The 20,237-nt window shown below is 34.3% G+C and carries 13 protein-coding genes; 5 read left to right on the top strand and 8 right to left on the bottom strand.

The genetic code is table 11. The features are described 5' to 3' along the window. Positions 1-118: 118 nt before the first annotated feature. The 4 genes from JOOMADRAFT_RS17550 to JOOMADRAFT_RS17535 all read right to left on the bottom strand — a co-directional run bounded on the left by JOOMADRAFT_RS17550 (position 119) and on the right by JOOMADRAFT_RS17535 (position 5,622). Positions 119-847, bottom strand: coding sequence for a DUF2971 domain-containing protein (locus tag JOOMADRAFT_RS17550; RefSeq protein ID WP_008615791.1), 729 nt, complete (start codon positions 845-847; stop codon positions 119-121). Positions 848-1,012: 165 nt separating this feature from the next. After that, positions 1,013-1,816, bottom strand: a complete 804-nt coding sequence (locus JOOMADRAFT_RS17545; protein ID WP_008615789.1) for a hypothetical protein — start codon at positions 1,814-1,816, stop codon at positions 1,013-1,015. 166 nt (positions 1,817-1,982) lie between these two features. Beyond that, complete coding sequence (locus tag JOOMADRAFT_RS17540; RefSeq protein WP_008615787.1) at positions 1,983-5,141, bottom strand: SIR2 family protein; 3,159 nt, start codon at positions 5,139-5,141, stop codon at positions 1,983-1,985. A 127-nt stretch (positions 5,142-5,268) separates the two neighbouring features. Beyond that, the gene (locus JOOMADRAFT_RS17535; RefSeq protein ID WP_008615784.1) at positions 5,269-5,622 is read right to left on the bottom strand and encodes a hypothetical protein; all 354 of its coding nucleotides are present in this window, start codon (positions 5,620-5,622) and stop codon (positions 5,269-5,271) included. A 428-nt stretch (positions 5,623-6,050) separates the two neighbouring features. Between JOOMADRAFT_RS17535 and JOOMADRAFT_RS17530 the strand changes: the two genes are divergently transcribed. The 5 genes from JOOMADRAFT_RS17530 to JOOMADRAFT_RS17510 all read left to right on the top strand — a co-directional run bounded on the left by JOOMADRAFT_RS17530 (position 6,051) and on the right by JOOMADRAFT_RS17510 (position 15,491). After that, positions 6,051-6,953, top strand: a complete 903-nt coding sequence (locus JOOMADRAFT_RS17530) for an IS1595-like element ISJma1 family transposase (RefSeq protein ID WP_008615782.1) — start codon at positions 6,051-6,053, stop codon at positions 6,951-6,953. Positions 6,954-7,805: 852 nt separating this feature from the next. Further along, positions 7,806-7,970, top strand: a complete 165-nt coding sequence (locus JOOMADRAFT_RS17525; RefSeq protein ID WP_157136792.1) for a hypothetical protein — start codon at positions 7,806-7,808, stop codon at positions 7,968-7,970. 269 nt (positions 7,971-8,239) lie between these two features. After that, on the top strand, positions 8,240-11,233 hold the full coding sequence (locus tag JOOMADRAFT_RS17520) for a SusC/RagA family TonB-linked outer membrane protein (protein WP_008615779.1): 2,994 nt from the start codon (positions 8,240-8,242) through the stop codon (positions 11,231-11,233). Positions 11,234-11,243: 10 nt separating this feature from the next. Further along, entirely contained in the window at positions 11,244-12,632 is a 1,389-nt protein-coding gene (locus JOOMADRAFT_RS17515; protein ID WP_008615777.1) for a RagB/SusD family nutrient uptake outer membrane protein, read from the top strand. A gap of 9 nt (positions 12,633-12,641) precedes the next feature. Beyond that, positions 12,642-15,491, top strand: a complete 2,850-nt coding sequence (locus JOOMADRAFT_RS17510; RefSeq protein WP_083833527.1) for a M16 family metallopeptidase — start codon at positions 12,642-12,644, stop codon at positions 15,489-15,491. A gap of 74 nt (positions 15,492-15,565) precedes the next feature. On the opposite strand, the gene JOOMADRAFT_RS17505 is transcribed toward JOOMADRAFT_RS17510, so the two are convergent. The 4 genes from JOOMADRAFT_RS17505 to JOOMADRAFT_RS17490 form a co-directional block, all read right to left on the bottom strand. Next, positions 15,566-15,838 carry a DUF6520 family protein gene (locus tag JOOMADRAFT_RS17505; RefSeq protein WP_008615774.1) on the bottom strand — a complete coding sequence of 91 codons (273 nt, stop codon included), beginning with the start codon at positions 15,836-15,838 and terminating at the stop codon, positions 15,566-15,568. A 99-nt stretch (positions 15,839-15,937) separates the two neighbouring features. After that, positions 15,938-16,351, bottom strand: a complete 414-nt coding sequence (locus tag JOOMADRAFT_RS17500; protein ID WP_008615773.1) for a MauE/DoxX family redox-associated membrane protein — start codon at positions 16,349-16,351, stop codon at positions 15,938-15,940. Positions 16,352-16,702: 351 nt separating this feature from the next. Then, positions 16,703-19,372 carry a TonB-dependent receptor gene (locus JOOMADRAFT_RS17495; RefSeq protein WP_008615772.1) on the bottom strand — a complete coding sequence of 890 codons (2,670 nt, stop codon included), beginning with the start codon at positions 19,370-19,372 and terminating at the stop codon, positions 16,703-16,705. Between the two features lie 11 nt (positions 19,373-19,383). Next, complete coding sequence (locus JOOMADRAFT_RS17490; RefSeq protein WP_008615771.1) at positions 19,384-20,181, bottom strand: GLPGLI family protein; 798 nt, start codon at positions 20,179-20,181, stop codon at positions 19,384-19,386. Positions 20,182-20,237 lie beyond the last annotated feature (56 nt).

Below are 20,237 nucleotides of genomic sequence, written 5' to 3'. Positions count from 1 at the left end.
AATGAACAAACACACCACTAGAAAATAGAAAAACCACTCAGTGGCGGTTTAAATAATTGTGATTTCATAAGAATTACAGGCTTGTGCAATAGTTATCGCTCTTATTGCTTGTATTTTTTTATAGTTTGATTTCGAGTTCTGGAATTCTATATAAATTAGATCTGACTATTCTTTTTTTAAATCCGATTTTTACTAATTTATCTTTATATGACTTGAACAATTTATATTCGATTCTAGGATCGAATACAATATCATCAATTAACTCGTAAGGATCAATTTCGAATCCAATTTTTGTATGGTTAAACTGGTTATACGAATTATATATTAATCTTACTTCATTTTCGTGTTTAAAAGCAATCCTTTTAAATAATAGCGTTTGAGCGTGACCAACTCCTGAATCATCAAATATAAAATTCGCACCTTGTAATTTTAAAAGATTTAATAACTCTTTTGTGTTATAATACTGGACTTTACCAATAAAGCAATTTTTATATTTTTCTGGATTCCCATACTCTTTAAGAGAGTAAAGTAGTTTTCTTGAAGTAGTAGTTAATCTAACACCCTTTTTTTCTGGTGAATATATTCTCCATAACGCATCATTTTCCCTTGTTTGTGTCCAACACTGCCCGTAAAGATTTTTTCTAAAGCCAAGTCCCATTGAAATTCCCGATTGAAATTTCACCTTTGAATTCATTATAAAATTTTCGAAAGGATCTTCCCAAAGTTCTGGACTGACTAAAATATTGATTTTCTTCTCAAATAGTTTGAATAATCTTTCAATTGGAATTATTCTAAAAATAGGTTTGTCAATATCAGCCCTTGAGAAATTTAAAAAATTGTTTTCCATTCTTGATTTAAAAATTAAAGGTTACCCTTTATATCTACTTAAAAATACGTTTTTATCCTTTCTAATTTCCGGTTATCAAGACTTTAAATTTATCTAATTAATGTAAGAAAAATTATTTTAAAGAAATGGATTATTACTTTTCATAGGATACATTGATGACAGAAGTTATTTTAACTCACCAGTAGCTTTTTGAATACTCTTCTCTAATTCTTCTTGTTTATCTTTATTTTTTCTTTTTAAATAGTCTTGTTCTAATATTGCAACAATTGCATCTTTTACAATCGGAAAATATTTTAAACATTCCTGTTCATCCAACTCGTGGATTCCTTTACTTATAATTGAATAAACATTTTTATATTTTACAACAGCTTCAGGAAGTTCACTTTTTAATAATTCAATTTTATCGGTAATTCGTCCATTTTTATAACTGTTATCATCCCAATTATCTATTTTTTTAGCATTTTGATGATGTAATTCTAATAAATTTTCAAATATTCTTCTTAAATAAACGAAAGAACCGACTCCTACGCCATTTGCCGCTAAACCTATTGATTTATTAAATTCACGAAGATTTTCTTTTGATATAACTTTAGAAAATCTTTTATATCTTCCTATTTCAAGATCAGCAATTGTTGGAAATTGTCCTATTTTTTGAAGAGTATAAAATACTTTTTCATTTTTCTCATCCTCAATTTCCTCAAGAAGAAAAAAGTAAGTGATTATAAAACCAGTTCTAACACATTTAAGTCGACATTTATGAATACCGCAATACATATCAATGCTATATGAATTACGAAAATCTGAAAAGAAATTTACTTGATAACTGGTATTCTCATTAATTTCTGGATTGTATCCATCGATTAAACCATTATAGTCAAAAATATCAGTGATAACTTTTGCTCCTTCTACATCCTCATCACTAATTGTTATTTTTTTATAAAGAGGTATTTTAAAATATAATTCTTCCAATTTTCTTTGTTTTAATTTTTGCCATAGATTAGTATATGAAAAGTAGGCGATTTCGATGTACTAAACTTTCGGTTAAGCACAAAGTTTGATACGAGCTAAACCCTTTAATTTTACTACTATTTCGCCTAATTTTTATATACATTGTTACTTGCTGGCTTTTTTATTTTTATATAAATAATCTGTAATCATATGTTCTGCCTTCAAATCTTGAAAGTAATTTTCCAATTCTCGCAATCTTATTTGATGAGTCGATAGTTGAAGGAAGCTTTGAGTATAAATCTAATGAGTTCCAATTCATTTTAGTTAAGCTTAAAATTTCTGTTGAAATTAAATCAATATTAGATTCTCCGTAATGCTTAGTTATTTTTACTGGTGCTGGGATACTTCTACCGCCTAAGTAGAATTTATAATTCGGTTGTCGAACAGAAGGCACAATTCCGTGAGTCCATAATAGGGCAGTGTATTTATTCGTTACAATACTGGTTCCTCTTGAAATGGGGAACTTATCTACTTGTAATTCTTTATTATATACGCTCATTGCCACAAAACGTGCGTCAGGTTCAAAACTTATTTCAATAAGGTCTATTTTTTTGATTCCAGCTTTATGTAAACTAGCTTTAATTCCGTCTATTTCATCTTGTGTAAATTTTGTTCTTTTGTGTATAACTACCCTTTCAGGAAGTTTATCTAATGATTCGTAAAACAGCTCTCTAATTGAAACGCCAAATTGAAAAGCATCTTTAAATGATAAAAAAGGATTGTTTTGCTTATCAAGGAAATAGTTGTCGATTTTAGATAACTTATATTTTAAACCCTGACCGTTTGAATCATAAATGTGACTACAACCAATAACAATTTCTGATTTATCTTTTATTTTTGAAATACTATACCCAATTCCAGCATATGCTGTGTTTTTTTCCTGATTATTTAAAATCCAAGGTGTTCTTAAAGATTTCACATAAAATGATAATGATAACCACCAATTAATCTGACAAGTTAAATTGTCTTCTAATGTTTTCTCTCTAATTAATTGTGTCGCAACTCCTTTTGAAGCAGCAAATGCTTTTACATAATCGTGTAAGTCAAAACTTTCTTCTTTGTTTACAAAACTTTCAAAATTTTGCCATTCGTTTGGAATAAAAATAACGATTGTACTTTGACTTTGGGTATTCGCTATTTGTTCAATTTTTGAAGTTATAAGTCTAGCGAGTTTAATTGCATTTTCGTGTGCTTCAAGTTCATTTTCACCTCTAAAATCAATATCCAACCAACTTCCATCATTCTCAAAGTATGGAATGTTTAAGGGAATATTATAAATTGATGAAAAGCCTGGGTAATCTATTAAGTAATCAGGGTTTATATTGTCAGTTGAGTGTTTTGTTTGTAGTTGGGAAAGAAAGGCATAAAACTTATTTGAATATTTTCCTCCACAAATAACAGATAAGTTTATTTCATTAGATAAGATTACTCCATTTAGATTAACATCATAAGGACGATTATTTACTAAACCTCTCATTGGATGGTAATCTTTGAATTCCATATCTGATGAAATGTTACGGAAAACAAGTTGTGGTTCTAAAAATTGAACACCTTTAAATTGAGTTTGTCTATTATCGTATTCTTTTGGTGAGTAACCTCTAAATTTAGGGTCTAGAACATTTATTTCTCCAAACGCTGTACTTGAAGATATTTGAAATTCAAGACCACTACCAGATTGAAGAGGATATTCAAATTTTATTCTAGGTTTATTAAATAAAAGCTTATTCCAGTTTTCTAATATTTCGTCATACTTATTGTTATATAATTTCTCTAAGTTGTATTTACTAATAGTTAGTTTGTCTGTTTTTGAAATTTCTTGGTCAGAGGTTAAGTTTATTGTTGGTGTAAAAGTTAAGTAGCCAAAGCTTTTGTTTTTATCAAAGTAAAATGAAAGAAACAACGCTTTATGAATTTTGATGCTTTTATATTCACTTTCATTTGAATTCAACCATATTTTATTTTTATTATTGGTGGAAATTCTTTTGTCATTGGCAAAATGTTTCAAAATTGCTTGCAGCATTAAAGACTTGAAAGCTGATACATTTTCTACATCAAACTTACTTATAGATTCTCTTTTAATATCACTTTTCAAAAGACCATTAAATGCCTTTGAGATATCGGTTAGTGTTCCTATGGCAAATACTTTTCTTTTAAAGGGAACCGCACAAATATTATTTGTTTGGCAAATGGTTTTTAAAAAACTCCACGGTTTTTCATCCTTATAGTCAATTTCAAATTGAAATACCTCTTTTGGAAAAACAACAGGATGTAAATTACTTTTAATATATTTTCCTGTATTTGAAAAATTTAAATGAAACTCTGTTTTTAAATACTCTTCATTTTCTGAGCTTTCAAGTGCATTTTGAATTTCTTGTGAAAGAGAATCATTATCCTCAAATGCTGATTTAGCTAAATGAATTATAGTCTTATCAAATCCATCTGTTGTTACATAATGAGCTTCTCTTCCAGAATCTCGAACAGTCCTAAGTAACTTAGATACTTCGTCCGATATTTCACTTCCATAACCACACCAATACAATCTTCCAGCCCCTTTTCGAGTAAAAGCTTTTAATAATGCGTCCATTAAAGATTTATCTCTTCCACTATAACCAGTAATTATCAAATTTTTATCTAGATGATAATTAGATAGATTTTCAATAAACACTTCATTTTGAGAATCTAACTCTTCTACTGTATTTTTTAATGAACTGAATTTATAATCACCGTGAAGGGCGATTGCAAGAAGTTCTTTGTTGCTTTGATTCCGATAGATTCTGTCTACATTATCTAGATTTATTTCTATTGGTGTCAGTTTGTTCTGATGAGCTGAACGAACAATAAGTCCGTCAAAATTAGTAGTCCATACAGATTTGATGATATTATGCTCTGCAAGTAAGCATAATAGTTTATATCCAATATACGGCTCTTTATTTTCTATTAGACTTAAAAAGTACTTTCTTCTATCATCACTAATTGGATATGCCTTTTCTGCAAAAAAGGAATATTCTTCATTAGAGTCTAATTCAGGATATTCTCCTTGACTATCCAGCCATTTTTGTATGCTTTTTCTAACAGAATCCTCTTTGTAATTTTTATAATAATCAGATGCGTTTATGTTCTTAGAGAGATAAATGTCTTTTTTCCATTCCCAAATACAGTCATATGCAGATTGAATTCCTGAACTTATTGAAGCACCAGCTCCTAACAATATTGAATGAGGAACATCAGTATTTCTTTTAAAAGACCTTAAAAAAGCATCATAATCTAGTCTTAATTCTTCTGTCATTCAGTTTGTTTTTTTTCAGCTTGCAGGTAACGTAAGCATAACCCCACAAGTTGTGTTATATCTATTTTATAAACCTACCCAAAACCTCCAACGCGCTTTACGGTTTCCCATAAAATACGGGAATTAATCATTTATATTTGTTCACAATAGTTTCTTTTAGAGAAGAATAATATTCTTTTTTCTCTTGGGTAAGTTTGTCTTCTAATTTAAAAGATTCCTCTACGATAGATAATAATTCCTGTTTTGACTGAAGTTTAAATAAACTACAAAAATCAACTTCCAATTGTTGGCTGATAGAAAGAATTTTATCCCAACTACTAACATTTTCAAATCTTTCTACCCTTCCAATCATAGTGGGATTAGTTCCCAATAATAAAGCAAGATCAAGTTGGGATAAACCTTTGATCAATCTTGAATATCTTAGAATACAGCCTATTTGAATATTAAGTAATTGAAGTTCGTTTTCATTATACTTTCTCATAGAGTAAACATTGAGAAAAAAAATCAAACTATTCGATACAAATTTGTATTGAATAAAAAATTTATTATATTAGCTTCGATTTATTAATTTTGCGAATCTTCAAATAAAAAAATTGAAGCTTTTCGCTTTGAATCTTGTATAGGAAAACTGGTAATTTTCAATGCAAACAAGATGATAAGTAGAAGGCTCACGCTTAAATGGCGTGGGCTCTCTTATTGGTTTGCAGGGTATACCAGTGCCTCCTATACGATAAGTTGAGTTCCACGCCTATTTTTATTCATAAAATAAGTTGATACTCTTTCCTTAAATTCTTAGCAAGCTTCCTATTTAAAACTAGAATCGCAATTGATCACAGTTCTCAAACCGTGATAAGCTTTATTGAGTTAGTCATTTAAGTTCTGTATATTATTGTCAATAAAATTGGGATTATGGAAGTATTCAAAGGTCAAAACATACTAAACTTTATAAAAGAATTACCTGATGATGATGCTTGTAAGGCTTATTTGGCCAAGATGAAGTGGCAAGATGGTTTTACTTGTGGGAAGTGTGGCCATACTAAGGGATGTGAAAAAGCAGGTTACAAGTATCAATGCTATAATTGCCAACATGTGGAAAGCGCAACTGCCAATACTTTGTTCCATAAGGTGAAATTTGGTCTACAAAAGGCCTTTTGTATTGTTTTCGAAATGTCCACTAGTAGTAAAAGCATATCGAGTATCCAAATGGGAAAACGTTTTGATATCCGCCAGGGAACAGCTTGGTATTTTATGCAGAAGGTAAGGACCTCTATGGAAAGCAGCCGGCAATACCCACTGTCAGAAATTGTGCACGTTGATGAATTCACCGTTGGAGGAAAGGAAGAAGGGAAACAAGGCCGTAGCTATGATTCCAAGAAGAAAAAGGCGGTCATAGCAGTGGAGCTCAACAACAAACACCAAATTAAAAGGGCTTATGTCAAGTCTATTGAAGATTATTCCTCGAAATCATTGACGCCTATTTTTGAAGAGCACATTGGTGCCGGTGCTAAAGTGGTAACCGATAAATGGCGCGGTTACGAGCCCTTGAAAAAAACATATAATATCGAACAAAAACTAAGTTCAAAAGGCAAGAACTTCAAAGAATTGCATATTATAATCATGCAAGTAAAATCCTGGCTCCGGGCGATCCCCACGCATGTTAGCAATTGGCATATCCAAAAGTACTTTGATGAGTTCTGTTTCAGGTTGAACCGGTCACAGGCAAAGCAAACTATATTTCACAAAACAATGGAAAAAATGGTGACGAAAAAACCGCTTTATCAGTCACAAATAAAACAGATATTAAGTGTATAACTCAAAAGCTTTATTTAAAAAATTTATTTGGATATGCCATTCGGCTAGTCCGGGAAGCTACGGCCAAACCAACGTTTTGCTGTGGTTATGGGTGGGAATTTCCCCTAACCCCAAAAGGGGGAATTCTATTGGGTGCGATTAAAATGCAGTATAGAAACTTTTAAAATTAAATACTAATGAAGAAACGTTAGAAATTAAAAAATAGATGCTAGACCGCTGTACTGTTAGAAGTGAGAAAAGCTTACTGCTATAAAACCGGTCACTTCGTTACGATTTCTACGAAATCACTCAGTGACCTCAACTATCACGGCGGCTGAGTGATTTTTCAAAAGAAATATGAATCGAAGCCATAGTGGTGAATTAAAAAAGAAAGCTGAAAAGCACCTAGCAGGGTAAGATTGCGGGTCAAGCCCGGAATGACGAACAAGTTACAACATCATAATACCGGACACTTCGATACAATTTCTACGAAATCACTCAGTGACCTACAATGATAACGGCGACTGAGTAGTTTTTCAAAAGAAAAATGAATCGAAGCCATAGTGGGGAAAGGAAGTTAGAAGTACGAAATTAGAAGTTAGAACGCTAGAGGCTAGGAAATAGAACGCTGGGCTTTTTGAAGTTAGAAAAGCTAACTGCTATAAAACCGGACACTTCGATACGATTTCTCCGAAATCACTCAGAGACCTCAACTTAAACGGCGGCTGAGTGATTTTTCAACAGAAAAATGAATCGAAGCCATAGTGGGGAATGCGAAGAGAATGCTGAAAAGCACCAAGCAGGATGAGATTCCGGGTCGGAGCCCGGAATGACAAGTTTTCTGGAAATAAAAACGGCCTATCTAAAAAAATATTGAAAATCAAGGAAGCAGCGTGGGGTAAGGATGAAAAGCTGTTTGAGCGTAGCGAGTTCTTTTCATCCGTGGAGGTGCGTTCCGTAGTATTTTCTGATGTTTTTTTCGTAAGCCTAGACCTTTTTGTTTCTTTTTACGGCAATGGTAAAAAGAAAAGAGGATAAAAGTAAATCGAATGTTCATCATTGAAAAAAGTGAATTTAGAATTAAAAGCGTCAATCGGGATGAGATTCCTTGTCAAGCAAGGAATGACGAAAACGTAAACTAAAGTATTAACCTTAAAAATAAACTCTATAAGATTAGATAAACAAAACCACACACATTTGAGTTAGCCTAAGGCTAAAAAGTCAAAAACCTTCCCCGCGCGATTGGAGTCCGTTGGGGAAGGCTATGGCTTGATTATCTATTAACGTAAACAAACCACAGCAAAATTATGAAAAATAATTATACGTGCTGCCCTTGGGCAGTGCCCCTATTCCTATTGTCCTGTTTTTTAGGGCTTATACAGGTACAAGCCCGTACCGAAACAAAAGAAAATAGATTTCAGCAGCTCATCACTGGTACGGTAAACGATCAACAAGGTCTCCCCTTGCCCGGTGTAAATATTATTATTAAAGGCAGCCGCCAGGGAGCGATGACCAATTTAGAAGGAAAATATAGCATTAACGCCGCTATAGGCGATACCCTCTCCTACTCTTTTATCGGTTACACCACCAAAATACTGGTGGTGACCAAGGATTTTAATCCTGATATTCAATTACAACAAAACACCGATGCGCTCTCTGAAGTCGTGATCAATGCCGGTTATTATACCACTACCGAGCGGGAACGTACCGGGAATATTGCCAAAGTTACCGCCGAAGAGATCGAACTACAACCTTTGGTAAGCCCGTTGCAAACTTTGCAAGGACGTATGGCAGGAGTAGAAATCAGTCCGGGTAATGATCTGCCGGGTTCCGCCCCTACTATTCGTATTCGCGGACAGAACAGTTTAAGGGCAGAAGGGAATTACCCCTTGTATATTATTGACGGAATGCCCCTCAATTCTTCGCCCCTAGAGAGCAATAGTAACCTCAGCTTTACAGGCATAGACCCCTTAAGCACCTTAAATGTTTCTAGTATAGAAAGTATAGAAGTCTTAAAAGATGCCGATGCCACGGCGATCTACGGTTCTAGAGGTGCTAATGGCGTTATCCTTATAACTACCAAACAGGGACAATCTGAAAAGACAGAAGTTCAGGTACAGGTTTATTCTGGATTTTCTGAAGTACCTAACCGAATAGATTTATTACATACCGAGCAATACCTTCAAATTAGGAGACGGGCTTTTGAAAATGATGGTACTGAACCTACCCAGAATAACGCTTACGATCTTTTGGTATGGGATCAGGACCGGGATACCGATTGGCAGGAAGAAATTTTAGGAGGTAATGCGGCGATTACCAATCTTAACCTTACCGTCACCGGAGGAAACCAAACTACGCGCTATCGCTTAAATGGAGGGTTTCGAGAACAGGGAACCGTATATCCGGGAGATGCTAACTACCAGAAAGCTACCGGAGGGCTTAGTTTGAATCATCATTCAAAAGATCAAAAATTCAAGTTACAAACTGCGATTAATTACGGTTTGGATAACAATAAAATTGTTGGTAACCGAAGCCTTGTTTCCAGCATCTTCAATTTAGCACCTAATGCTCCGGCTATTTTTAACGAAGACGGAAGCCTTCACTGGGAAGAATGGATAGAAACAGGAATAGATAATCCCTTCAACGGCTACTTTAATACCAGTAAGATTGAGGCTTCCAATTTAATTAGCAACCTATCCCTATCTTATGAATTATTGAAGGGGTTTCGCTTAAAAACCAATTTAGGATACACCAATTACAACAGTGAAGAAATATTTAAAATTCCTAAAAGATCCTACAATCCGCTGTACTCGGAATTTTTGGAAGCACAATCTATCCATCTTTTACAAAAACGTAATTCTTGGATTGTAGAACCGCAACTGGAATACACCACACAACTAGATAAGCTTCAAATAGAAAGCCTTATTGGTAGCACCTTTCAGGAAAACCAAAGCCGCATTACTGAGTTTACCGCAACAGGTTACGTATCAGAATCCTTAATTGGTAATATTGCAGCCGCAGAAAGTCTGAGCAATGGTAGAAGACAGTCTACTACTTATAAATACAATGCCCTATTTGCGCGTATAGGTCTTAACTGGGATCATAAATACCTGCTTAACCTTACCGGCAGAAGAGATGGTTCTTCGCGCTTTGGGCCGGGAAAACGCTTTGCCAATTTTGGAGCAATAGGTGCAGCCTGGATATTTACTGAAGAAGGCTTTATGGATCATCTTGATTTTCTATCCTTTGGGAAACTCAGGGCCAGTTATGGAAGTACAGGAAACGATCAAATTGGGGATTATGGTTACCTGGATGCTTATGAAGCTACTCCGGGAGCGGGAGGGCTCTATCCTGTAGCCCTGGCCAATCCTGATTATTCGTGGGAAATTAATAAGAAATTGGAAGCCGCGCTTCAATTAGGTTTTTTAAATGAAAGATTAAATTTAAATATCAGTTGGTACCGCAACCGTTCTTCCAATCAACTGGTGGGTTTGCCCTTGCCAGGGGTAACCGGTTTTAACAGCGTACAGGCCAACCTTCCGGCCACGGTAGAAAACCGCGGATGGGAACTGGAATTTACCAGCCTTAATTTTCAGAAAAAAGATTTCAGCTGGCGAACTTCAGTTAATCTAACTTTCCCCGAAAATGAATTGGTCAGTTATCCCAGTCTGGAAGAATCGCCCTACGCCAATACGTATCGTATTGGAGAACCTCTCAATATTGCCCTACTCTATCAATATGAAGGTATTAATCCCGAAACTGGTTTCTATGAGGTTGCCGATATAAACGGCGATGGTCGATTTGACTATGAAGATCAGGTAGTGGTACAAAACCAAAACCGTCAATATTATGGGGGAATACAAAACCAATTTACCTATAAAAATTTCTCCCTTCAGTTCTTATGGCAATTCGTTAAACAAGAAGGCAGGTTAACCTTATTTAATACAGGATCTTTGGGGAACTCGCGTGCGGTAGTGGCAGAAGCCTTAACCGATAATAGTACTTATCAAAGCATTTCTAATTCCTCTGAATCCAGAAGAGCTTATAATTATGCCAGTGCTTCGTCTTTGGGCTATACCGATGCTTCTTTTTTACGTTTAAAGACACTTGCTCTAAACTATAATCTTCCCAGCGCTCCATTACAAAAAATAGGAATGCGCGGTGCCAAACTATTTCTTACCGGCCAAAACCTCTTCACTTTTACCGATTACCAAGGAATGGATCCTGAAGTAACCAACGGCACGGGTGCCAGTTTTTCCAATCTAAGAACATACAGCCTTGGTATTCAACTTAACTTTTAAAATTAACATTATGAACCTCAATAAAATTTTTGCTCGTCCAATGATTTTTAGTCTTTGCATTCTGCTCTATGCCTGTGAAGACTTTGTAGAAGTCGATCCTCCTGCTCATAAACTGGTTAACCAACAGGTTTTTAATAATGATGAAATGGCAGAAAGCGCCTTGCAGGGAATTTATAACGAACTCTTTAGAATTGGTAATTTCAGCAACGGCGGGGCTAGCAGTGTAACTGCATTAGCGGGATTAAGTGCTCACCAAATTACAGCGTATGATCAAAGCGATTTGGAATATTTAGAATTTGAAGAAAATGAAATCCTTCCCAATAATCCTCCCAACCTAAGCCTTTGGAACAGTGCCTATAAAATTATTTACCAAGTAAATGCTTTACTGGAAGGAATGGAAAGTTCAACCCAAATCACAGCAAGCCTTCAAGAGAGAATTGAAGGGGAAGCAAGGTTTATTCGTGCTTTTACATATTTCTATTTGGTGAACCTATATGGGGAAGTTCCTTTGGCGTTAACTACCGATTATCGTGAAAATGCCACATTAATACGTGAGCCGGCAGCTGATATTTATGATCAGGTATTACTTGATTTACAGTTGGCTGCTGAAGTTTTACCGGAAGAATACCGGGATGGCGAGCGCATTTATGTGAATAAATATGTAGCAATGGCATTCCTGGCAAGAGTACACATCTATTTAGAAAATTGGGAACAAGCTGAGTATTACAGTACCCAGGTGATTAACCAATCGGGAATTTACTCCCTACTTTCAGATTTAGATGCAGTATTTCTTAAAAATAGTACAGAAGCAATTTGGCAACTATCCCCTGCCGGACGAGGTTCTGCAACATCAAACACCAATGAAGGCTACCTGTTTATTTCCAGTTTTCCGGTATTTACTCTTACCGATAATGTTCCTGAAAACTTTACAACAAATGACCTCCGCTATATTCACTGGATAGGATATGATGAGGAACGGGAAGCTTACTATCCTTTTAAATATAAAGATCCCAATAGTTCAAATAACATCACGGAATATTCGATGGTACTACGATTGGCTGAACAATATTTTATCCGTGCAGAAGCCCACGTTAAAAGTCAAAACATTTCCGGGGCGATTGCAGATATCAACCACATCCGCTCAAGAGCCGGTATCGATTTAATAAATAGCAACTCCAATATTACAGAAGAAGAGCTTATCGATCTTTTAATGGAAGAGCGACAGCGTGAACTTTTTACGGAATGGGGACATCGTTGGTTTGATCTTATCCGCTTCAACAAAGCTTCTACCATACTGGGGGCTAATAATGCTAATTGGGAATCTACCGATGTACGATTTCCCATTCCCGAACAAGAACGCATCAAAAACCCTAATCTGGGGCAAAATCCAGGATATTAAAACTCACAAATGATGAACTATTTATATTACTTACTAGTTTATATCTTACTGGCAGGGGCAAACAACCTTAATGCACAGGAGCCGGAAAATTTAAATAAAGAAGATTCTACGCTTACGTCTGCGGTTTACAGCAATCAATTGAATAATGGTTTAAACTATTACCTAAAACCCATTAAAGGAACAACTAATATTTCCTTAAACCTATGGCTACGTGCCGGATTTAATGAAGAAGCTTCTGACCAACAGGATATTTCACACGCGGTTGAACATTTGGCTTTCAGGTCTAGTGTTCATTTTCCTGAGGGTATTAAGAATACTCAAAAATTAGCGGCCTTAGGCATTGAGAAAAACGACGCTACGGCTGGGACCGCTTACCATTATACACGTTATACCATAAGTATCCCTAGTGAGAGTCAACGAGCTTTGCATAATGGCCTACTTTGGTTTAAAGATATTCTAAATGGTTTATTGTTAACTACGGAAGATATTAACATAGAACGAACAACATTACGGCAGGAATTTTTACATCGTGCCGGGAATGACCTTAGCAATCGTATCGTAAAGAGCCAAATCGATGCAAAACGTAATTCCTGTAAAAAATCACAAGAATTTTTTTTGGAAGATAACGCCAATTTTCCACCACAAGTAGTTAGGCAATTTTATAAAAAATGGTACCGTCCAGATTTAGCAGCGGTAAGCGTGATTGGAGATATCCCGAATTTAGAAATTATAAAAAAAGAAATCCATCAGCTCTTTTCAGACCTCCCTAAACCTTCAACACCAATTCGTAAATTAAATTGTGATGTCCTTTATTACGAACAGGAACCAAAATTTTATAAAGTGGAAAGACCGTCCAGTAAACCGGAAGAAGAATTATCTCAGGAAGTCGAAATTCATCTTGATTACCGGGATTCCCTGATGTATAAAGAAATCCAGAATGTAAAAGGACTGAAGAGGAGAATACTTTTCGAAACCATAAGCGCTATCCTCAATAAGCGATTTAAAGAACAGCAATCCATCTATTGCCCTAAGTTTAATTTTTGGATGAAGTATAAAGAAAATCCGTTTTTTCTAACGAGTCAAATATCCGTAACACCAGGCTATGAAAAATTAGCCTTGGAACGTTTTTTTGAATTGGTACATCAATTAAAAAAATATGGAATTACGGAAAAAGAATGGGCAACGGTGAAAAACGATAGGAAAACACAGAAAGCTAATCATAATAGGCATTGGGTGGAAGAAATTATAAAGTTTGATGTTTATGGAGAAGCTTTACCTAATGATAAAATAGAGAAGCTCAATGAATGGTGGCAGCATTTATCGCGATCAGAATTCAATAGCTACTTGCAAGAATTGATTCGGGAAATGCCGGAAGATATTGGAATTATTGCTCATAAAAATCAAAAGGCATTTAAGCTTAAAGAAAAAGAAGTACGCTCGTGGATTAAACAATCCTGGATAAGCGAGATTGATCCCTATAACCCCCCAAAAATCCCTGAACATTTGATGGATGGTAGTCATCTTGATAAAAATATCTCCAATAAAAAGTTGATGTATTCTTCTACTAAAATGGGAACAAAAGAGTTAACGCTGGAAAATGGTGTGAAAATTATCTTTTTACAGGACAGTAGTATTGCTCCTATAAAAAACCCTACTATTACCCTACACGGATTTGTACCTTACGGAGCTGCCAATTTTCCAAAGGAAGATTATCACTCGGTCATCAACGCTCCGTTTATTATTGAGAATTCAGGAGTGGGCAGTTTTGATAAGTTTCAGGTAAATCGATATCTTTCTCAATCGGAAGATCCAATTAATCTTCACTCCTACATTAACTATAGTGAGTCAGGCTTTACGGGGTATGCTAAACTTCATTCTTTTAATGATCTTTTACAGATGATTTACCTTTATACCACCCAACCGAGAAAAAATAAGTTGGCATTTAAAGACTGGAAAGAAAGGAAACGAAAAGAATACAGTAATCCTCCTTATGGATTAGGTAATGTGGATATGATAAATGAAATTAAAGCCATTTTAAAGGATAGTAGTTTTATAAATATGGGAACTTTTCAACACCAAGGATTATCTAACATAGATTTGAATAAAACCTATACTTCCTATCAAAATATCTTTGGCAATGCCGAAGCTTTTACTTTTATCCTATACGGAAATTATTCTATAGAGATGTTATTGCCCGATATACAGAAATATCTAGGAAACCTTCCGACTAATAAGGAGGGAATATTAGAAAAGAGCACCAATGATGTACCTTCCTTATTAAATGGTGGCCCTCTTTACAAAAAACTGAACTTAGGTTATCTAATGCAAAGTGATAATTACCAAATGTATTTTCTAAGTCGCAAGCCTGAAGTTTTTACGTGGAAAAAGAAGTTACAACTGGGAATATTGGGCAAGATTTTGGATCAGATGTTATTTCTAGATCTTAGGTATAAAAAAGGATATGGCATATATTCCCCACACGCCACTACAGAGTACAACATTAGTTTATCCCGTTTTATGACCTCTTTGCGAATAGAATGTGAACCATTTGAAAGTACCGCTATTCAAGATGATATCCATAAAATTATAAAAGACATACAAACAGGGAAGATTAGTAGTGATCACTTTGAAAATGCCAAAGCCAATGTTAGTAGCAATAATTCTTCAAGCCTATATAGACAGGAACAACGACTATTCGAATATTATAGGTATCAGATCCCTTGGATATCTAAAACAGATATTGATAGGGTAATCTCTGAAACAACTTTAAAAGACATCGTGGCACTTGCCAAAGAAGTTTTTAAGCCTAAAAATCAATATGAATTTTTGGTCCCTTCTAAAAACTCAGTTGTGAAGTAATAAGAATGATTTTTTGATTAAAATAAAGCCTCGGGATAGAATCCCCGAGGCTATTTTCAGGATGAAATGATTGATTACAATTCAACTTCTCCTTCAGATTCACCGGTACCCGGTTTAGCATCTCCAAAACTTTGAGAATCATACACTGTATAATCCAAGCCATCGGGATTTACGGTAACCTGACAATCACTTGCTCCAGAAACGCAAGATACTTCAGGTATCATATGCCAGTTTCCATTTCTAAAAATATAATCATTATCTGGATCTACAGCTGTTCTTGCTGTAGTAAAGGACATCGCGGTAGTAAAAATTACCGCTAACAACGGAATTAAAAATTTACTTTTCATAATTTAAAAATTTAAGATGAATAAAAATGCCTACTATTTTTTACAGGTGTTCAGCTTTCTCCTGGTTTTGTCGCGCAACAAAACGGTTTATCAGTATTTTTAAATCTTTCGTAATCTTAGTAAGAGTAGTGTTAGCACCAAACAGCTTAAGGTAAAATATAGGTGACCATACCATCCTAAAAATGGTAAGACCGTTCTACAGGTACAGGGAATACCATCTCCAAAAAAAAGTAGAATAACTAAATAAGCGGTATAAAGTAGCATAAGTCCAAAGCTGAATAACACACCTATCATTCTTCGTGTAAATAGCAGTAAAAATAACCCCGTAAGGATTTCAACTACTGGAATACCAATACTCCCCCACTCTGCAAAAACCTGACTTTCCAAATAAGGTGTACTCAGTAAAGTATGGTAAAATAAGTCACCTTCCCATACCTTTTTTAATCCAGCATAGAGAAATATAATTCCAAGTATTACTTGTAAAATTTTTATAATAAATCTCCTTATTCCCATAACTCTTAATTTTCATTGGGCTAAAATTAAAAGAGCGAAATGCTTGTTATTAGGAAAATGTACCCCTGAAGGTATTACGATTGTAAGAAAGTTATCGTTTCTAATTTTTATGGCTAATCATCTCCCTTCTTTCATTTACATTTTCCGAAGCTACATTCCACCTCTTCCAAATTCAAGCCATCGTTGTAAGCCATATATTAAATGACCTATAAAATTTGATTAAAGTTAAATGAACTATCTTAAAAATAAGAGGGTAAAAAGCACGTTTGTTGCGTGGAGAAACCACGTTTATAATTGAAGGTCGGTATTAGGAAAAGGTAGTTTATTTAAGTTATTTTAGATTCTCTAAGCTTAGCCTTTAGGAGATTTTCCAAGATTATAACTCACTCCTAAGTAAACCATTCGGGGAACGATTCCGTAGATATTTCTATCTATCTGAGTACTCGAAAATGTATCAAAAGAAAGTTGTTTAGTATCCAATAGGTTTCTTCCGGTAAGCTGAAAAGAAAAATTACTCTCTTCGGGTTCATAATTGATCTTAAAATCTATAAAATGAGAATTTAAGTTAGGCCAGAAAACCTGCTCATAAATTATTTCTGAGGAAAGCGTTTCTAAAGAATCCAATAATAAATTGAATTTGTTATTGTACACGGTGGTCTCAAAAGCAGTGTTGGTTAATTTATCTTTTAAGGTGGTAGTTCTAAAATTAGCTTCACATTTTAAATTCACAATTCCAGAGAAAGCTGTATAAATAAATAATCCTGCGCCGTGATTTATCACCGGATTTACCGCTATTACATTATTATCTTGAAATCTATTTATCTGTGTAGATGATAAAGATCCTTTTATACCTATTCGGCTTCTTAAGGGATAGAAAAATTTATTAACCTCGGCATTTGAATTGAAAAAATTGTTCGATAAGGGAGAAGGAAGATAATTTATATAATTAAGTAATTCATCCACATTCAAATCAACAATATAAGGTGACTTTTGGTTTCTATAGGATACATATAGAACTGCTCTTAAATAATTAGATGATGTAAAATAGGAGTACCTTAAGTTGTATTGAAAACTTTTTATGGTGTTGAGTAAATTCGTTTTATTCACTACCGAGCGATAATCAGAGAAAATAGGATTTTGGTACAAATCAGTAGGTGATGGGTTTGTATGCGTAAGGGTGGCACCTACTCTTATGTGATTGGCTTTTTTGATTTTAAATGATGTGGATACCGATGGATTGACGAAAAAGGTATTTTTTGAAATATCAGAATTCAATAACAAGCTTTCATAAATCACAGGAACACTTAATTTAATATCAAATTTTTCGGCCAGTGAAAAATTATCCTGTAAATGCAGTGCTAGTAAGTTTTGGCGGTAGCTAATATCGTTATTGAAATTTTCACTATCATAATCATTCAAACTTGAATTTAAATTTGAATTTAGATTTCTATAAATACCAGATACTTCAAATCGATGTACTTTTTTAGCACCCAGTAATTTTATAGCTAAAGAGGTATTCTTTTGAGAAAGATCGAATCTTTGAAATAATTCATCTGAATTAAAATTTTCCATTCTTTCATATCTGGGCGAGGATAATAAAAGATGCTGTGCATTATTATTAGACGTATAATTTAAATTTGTTTGGAGTGCATAAGAAGAAGAAAACCGTTGAATGTGTGATAGGTTTAAATAACTTAAATCGCTTGTTTGGTTATCCTTGGATAAAACAGAGTCAGAAGCCATCGTATTAGTCCTTATCGTTTGATTTAGACTTCCCGACGGAGAATCCCTAAAAAGAATACCGGTAAAGGAAATCGCAGAAAGGCTGTCCAGATCATAATCGAGCTTTATCCTAGCCATTTTCTCCCGCTTTCTTTTTAATACTTTACCATCCTCGGTAATAGTCAGCTGTTGCTCTTCATTTAAAAATGTTCTTTCCGATAAAAAGGGCATTGAATTTCTGTCGGCAAAATAGTAGCCATACATATTCAACTTTAATTTATCTGAAACGGATGTATTTAATTGTAAAGCCTGAAGTTTAGCTTCATTTTGTAAATAACGCCGCTTATCTATGTTTGGAATATAAATCTCTCCATTGGTAATGGGAAGGCTTATATCCCGTGAACTATTAGTTGAAGTGGATTGATTATCCAACAAACCTATATTAGACTGAAAATCTGTATCATTAATTACATCATTACCAATATTGTTTAGATTAGTTATCGATCCTATTTTTAAACCATTTATAAAAGAAAAAAGAGTCGCGTTTGTCGTATAGCGTTCCTTCACTCCTGCCCCAGCTTCTATGTTCCCAAACAATGATGCCCGAAAATTCTTTTTAAAGTTAAGGTTAAGAACAACATCATCGGATTTTTCAATACCACGTAATAATTTTTCATCGTTATGATGTTCAATGGCTTCTACACTTTTAATAAGTTCAGGGGTAATATTTTTAGAAAGTAATTGGTAATTTTCAGAAAAAAAATCGTCCCCTTCCACCATTATTTTTTTTATTCCTTTACCATTGAATGAAATAGTCCCTTTATCAGATACTGTAATGCCCGGTAGTTTTTTTAAGACATCTTCAAGATTTCTTTCGTTTCCTTCTGCAAAACTTTCAATAGCATACGCGGTAGTATCTTTTTTTATTCTAATAGGGGGAGTATTTTTAATAACAACTTCCTGAAGCTCTAGGGCTTTATCATATAATTTCACAATTATTCCCGATTGAACGGAATCAGCACTAATAAACCGCTTTTTAAACCCCAACTGGTTGATTTCTAAAATCAATCCCCGATTCTTAAGGATTAATTCAAATTCACCTAATTCGTTGGTTTGTGCAAATGCAGAAATAAGAGAATCATTCTTTACGTCAATTGCAAGAATATTTGCATAAGGAATAGGATCATTTGACTTTGCTGAAATAACGCTACCGTTTACTGGAAATTCTTGCGACCAACACCCTATTGGGAAAGCACAAAAAAGTAATAAACAAAAAAGTAGATTTTGCTTGATGATCATTTACTTTCGTGCTACTTTTCTATTTCTGGATAAAATTTAATATTTACGCTACCATCATTTTCCCTAGCAACGGTTTCCATATATTTTAAGTATTTATCCTTTTTTTGCTGATTGGTTTTTAAATATTCCTCTAAGCTTAGCATATTCTCCTCTTCCACAGGAAATTCAAATTTCTCTGATGGAATTTCTGCTGGAATTTTAAGTTCTTTTAATTTGAACATAAAATCGAGGTTTTCGCTATAAGCTTCTAATATTGCTCCTGGCAAGCCATAAAGTTTCCAAGGGCCTACCTGAAAAGGAATTTTAGGGGTAAACCATACAACCCAATTCCTACCCTTGTATGTAGCAGTTGCTTTTGTGCAATTATAATCACCAATATTTTTTTTCTCATTGGTTATATTCCAAGAAATCTTTTCTAAATCTTCTTTTACATTAACGTAACTTGATCTATTAAAATAAGTAACCCTGCTTAAAATATAGTTATTTGATTTATCTTTAAGATAAACCCATCCAATGGGATCCCAGTTATCTCTTGGGACTTCTGTCTTTTCGTAATTACCATCAGAATCGGTTTGTACACGGGTAACGTATTTATTTTGTAATTGTTGATAAACAGAACTTTTTGGATTAAAATAGAGGGTTCCTTCTTGGATAATATACTCATAAGGATAGCCATTCTCATTAGGTGGTGAAGCTACAGAAGACTTCCCTGAATAGGCAGTATATTTTATATAACCTTCATTGTTTTGCGAAAACAAGGAAAAATTCAAGCAAAATACAAGTAACGTGAGTACAAATCTAATATTCATTAGCTTTTGGATTTGATTTTATAAAAATAGTAAGGCATTTTTAAAATAAAAGGGCA

Origin of the sequence: Galbibacter orientalis DSM 19592, assembly GCF_000260115.1 — a bacterium.
GTDB classification, from domain to species: domain Bacteria; phylum Bacteroidota; class Bacteroidia; order Flavobacteriales; family Flavobacteriaceae; genus Galbibacter; species Galbibacter orientalis.
Note: the sequence above shows the minus strand (reverse complement) of the source record. Positions and strands in the feature narration are given on the sequence as shown.

Coding starts and splice junctions, on each gene's coding strand:
- JOOMADRAFT_RS17550 (WP_008615791.1), bottom strand. CDS start 847: ATGGAAAACAATTTTTTAAATTTCTCAAGGGCTGATATTGACAAACCT.
- JOOMADRAFT_RS17540 (WP_008615787.1), bottom strand. CDS start 5,141: ATGACAGAAGAATTAAGACTAGATTATGATGCTTTTTTAAGGTCTTTT.
- JOOMADRAFT_RS17535 (WP_008615784.1), bottom strand. CDS start 5,622: ATGAGAAAGTATAATGAAAACGAACTTCAATTACTTAATATTCAAATA.
- JOOMADRAFT_RS17530 (WP_008615782.1), top strand. CDS start 6,051: ATGGAAGTATTCAAAGGTCAAAACATACTAAACTTTATAAAAGAATTA.
- JOOMADRAFT_RS17520 (WP_008615779.1), top strand. CDS start 8,240: ATGAAAAATAATTATACGTGCTGCCCTTGGGCAGTGCCCCTATTCCTA.
- JOOMADRAFT_RS17515 (WP_008615777.1), top strand. CDS start 11,244: ATGAACCTCAATAAAATTTTTGCTCGTCCAATGATTTTTAGTCTTTGC.
- JOOMADRAFT_RS17510 (WP_083833527.1), top strand. CDS start 12,642: ATGATGAACTATTTATATTACTTACTAGTTTATATCTTACTGGCAGGG.
- JOOMADRAFT_RS17505 (WP_008615774.1), bottom strand. CDS start 15,838: ATGAAAAGTAAATTTTTAATTCCGTTGTTAGCGGTAATTTTTACTACC.
- JOOMADRAFT_RS17500 (WP_008615773.1), bottom strand. CDS start 16,351: ATGGGAATAAGGAGATTTATTATAAAAATTTTACAAGTAATACTTGGA.
- JOOMADRAFT_RS17495 (WP_008615772.1), bottom strand. CDS start 19,372: ATGATCATCAAGCAAAATCTACTTTTTTGTTTATTACTTTTTTGTGCT.
- JOOMADRAFT_RS17490 (WP_008615771.1), bottom strand. CDS start 20,181: ATGAATATTAGATTTGTACTCACGTTACTTGTATTTTGCTTGAATTTT.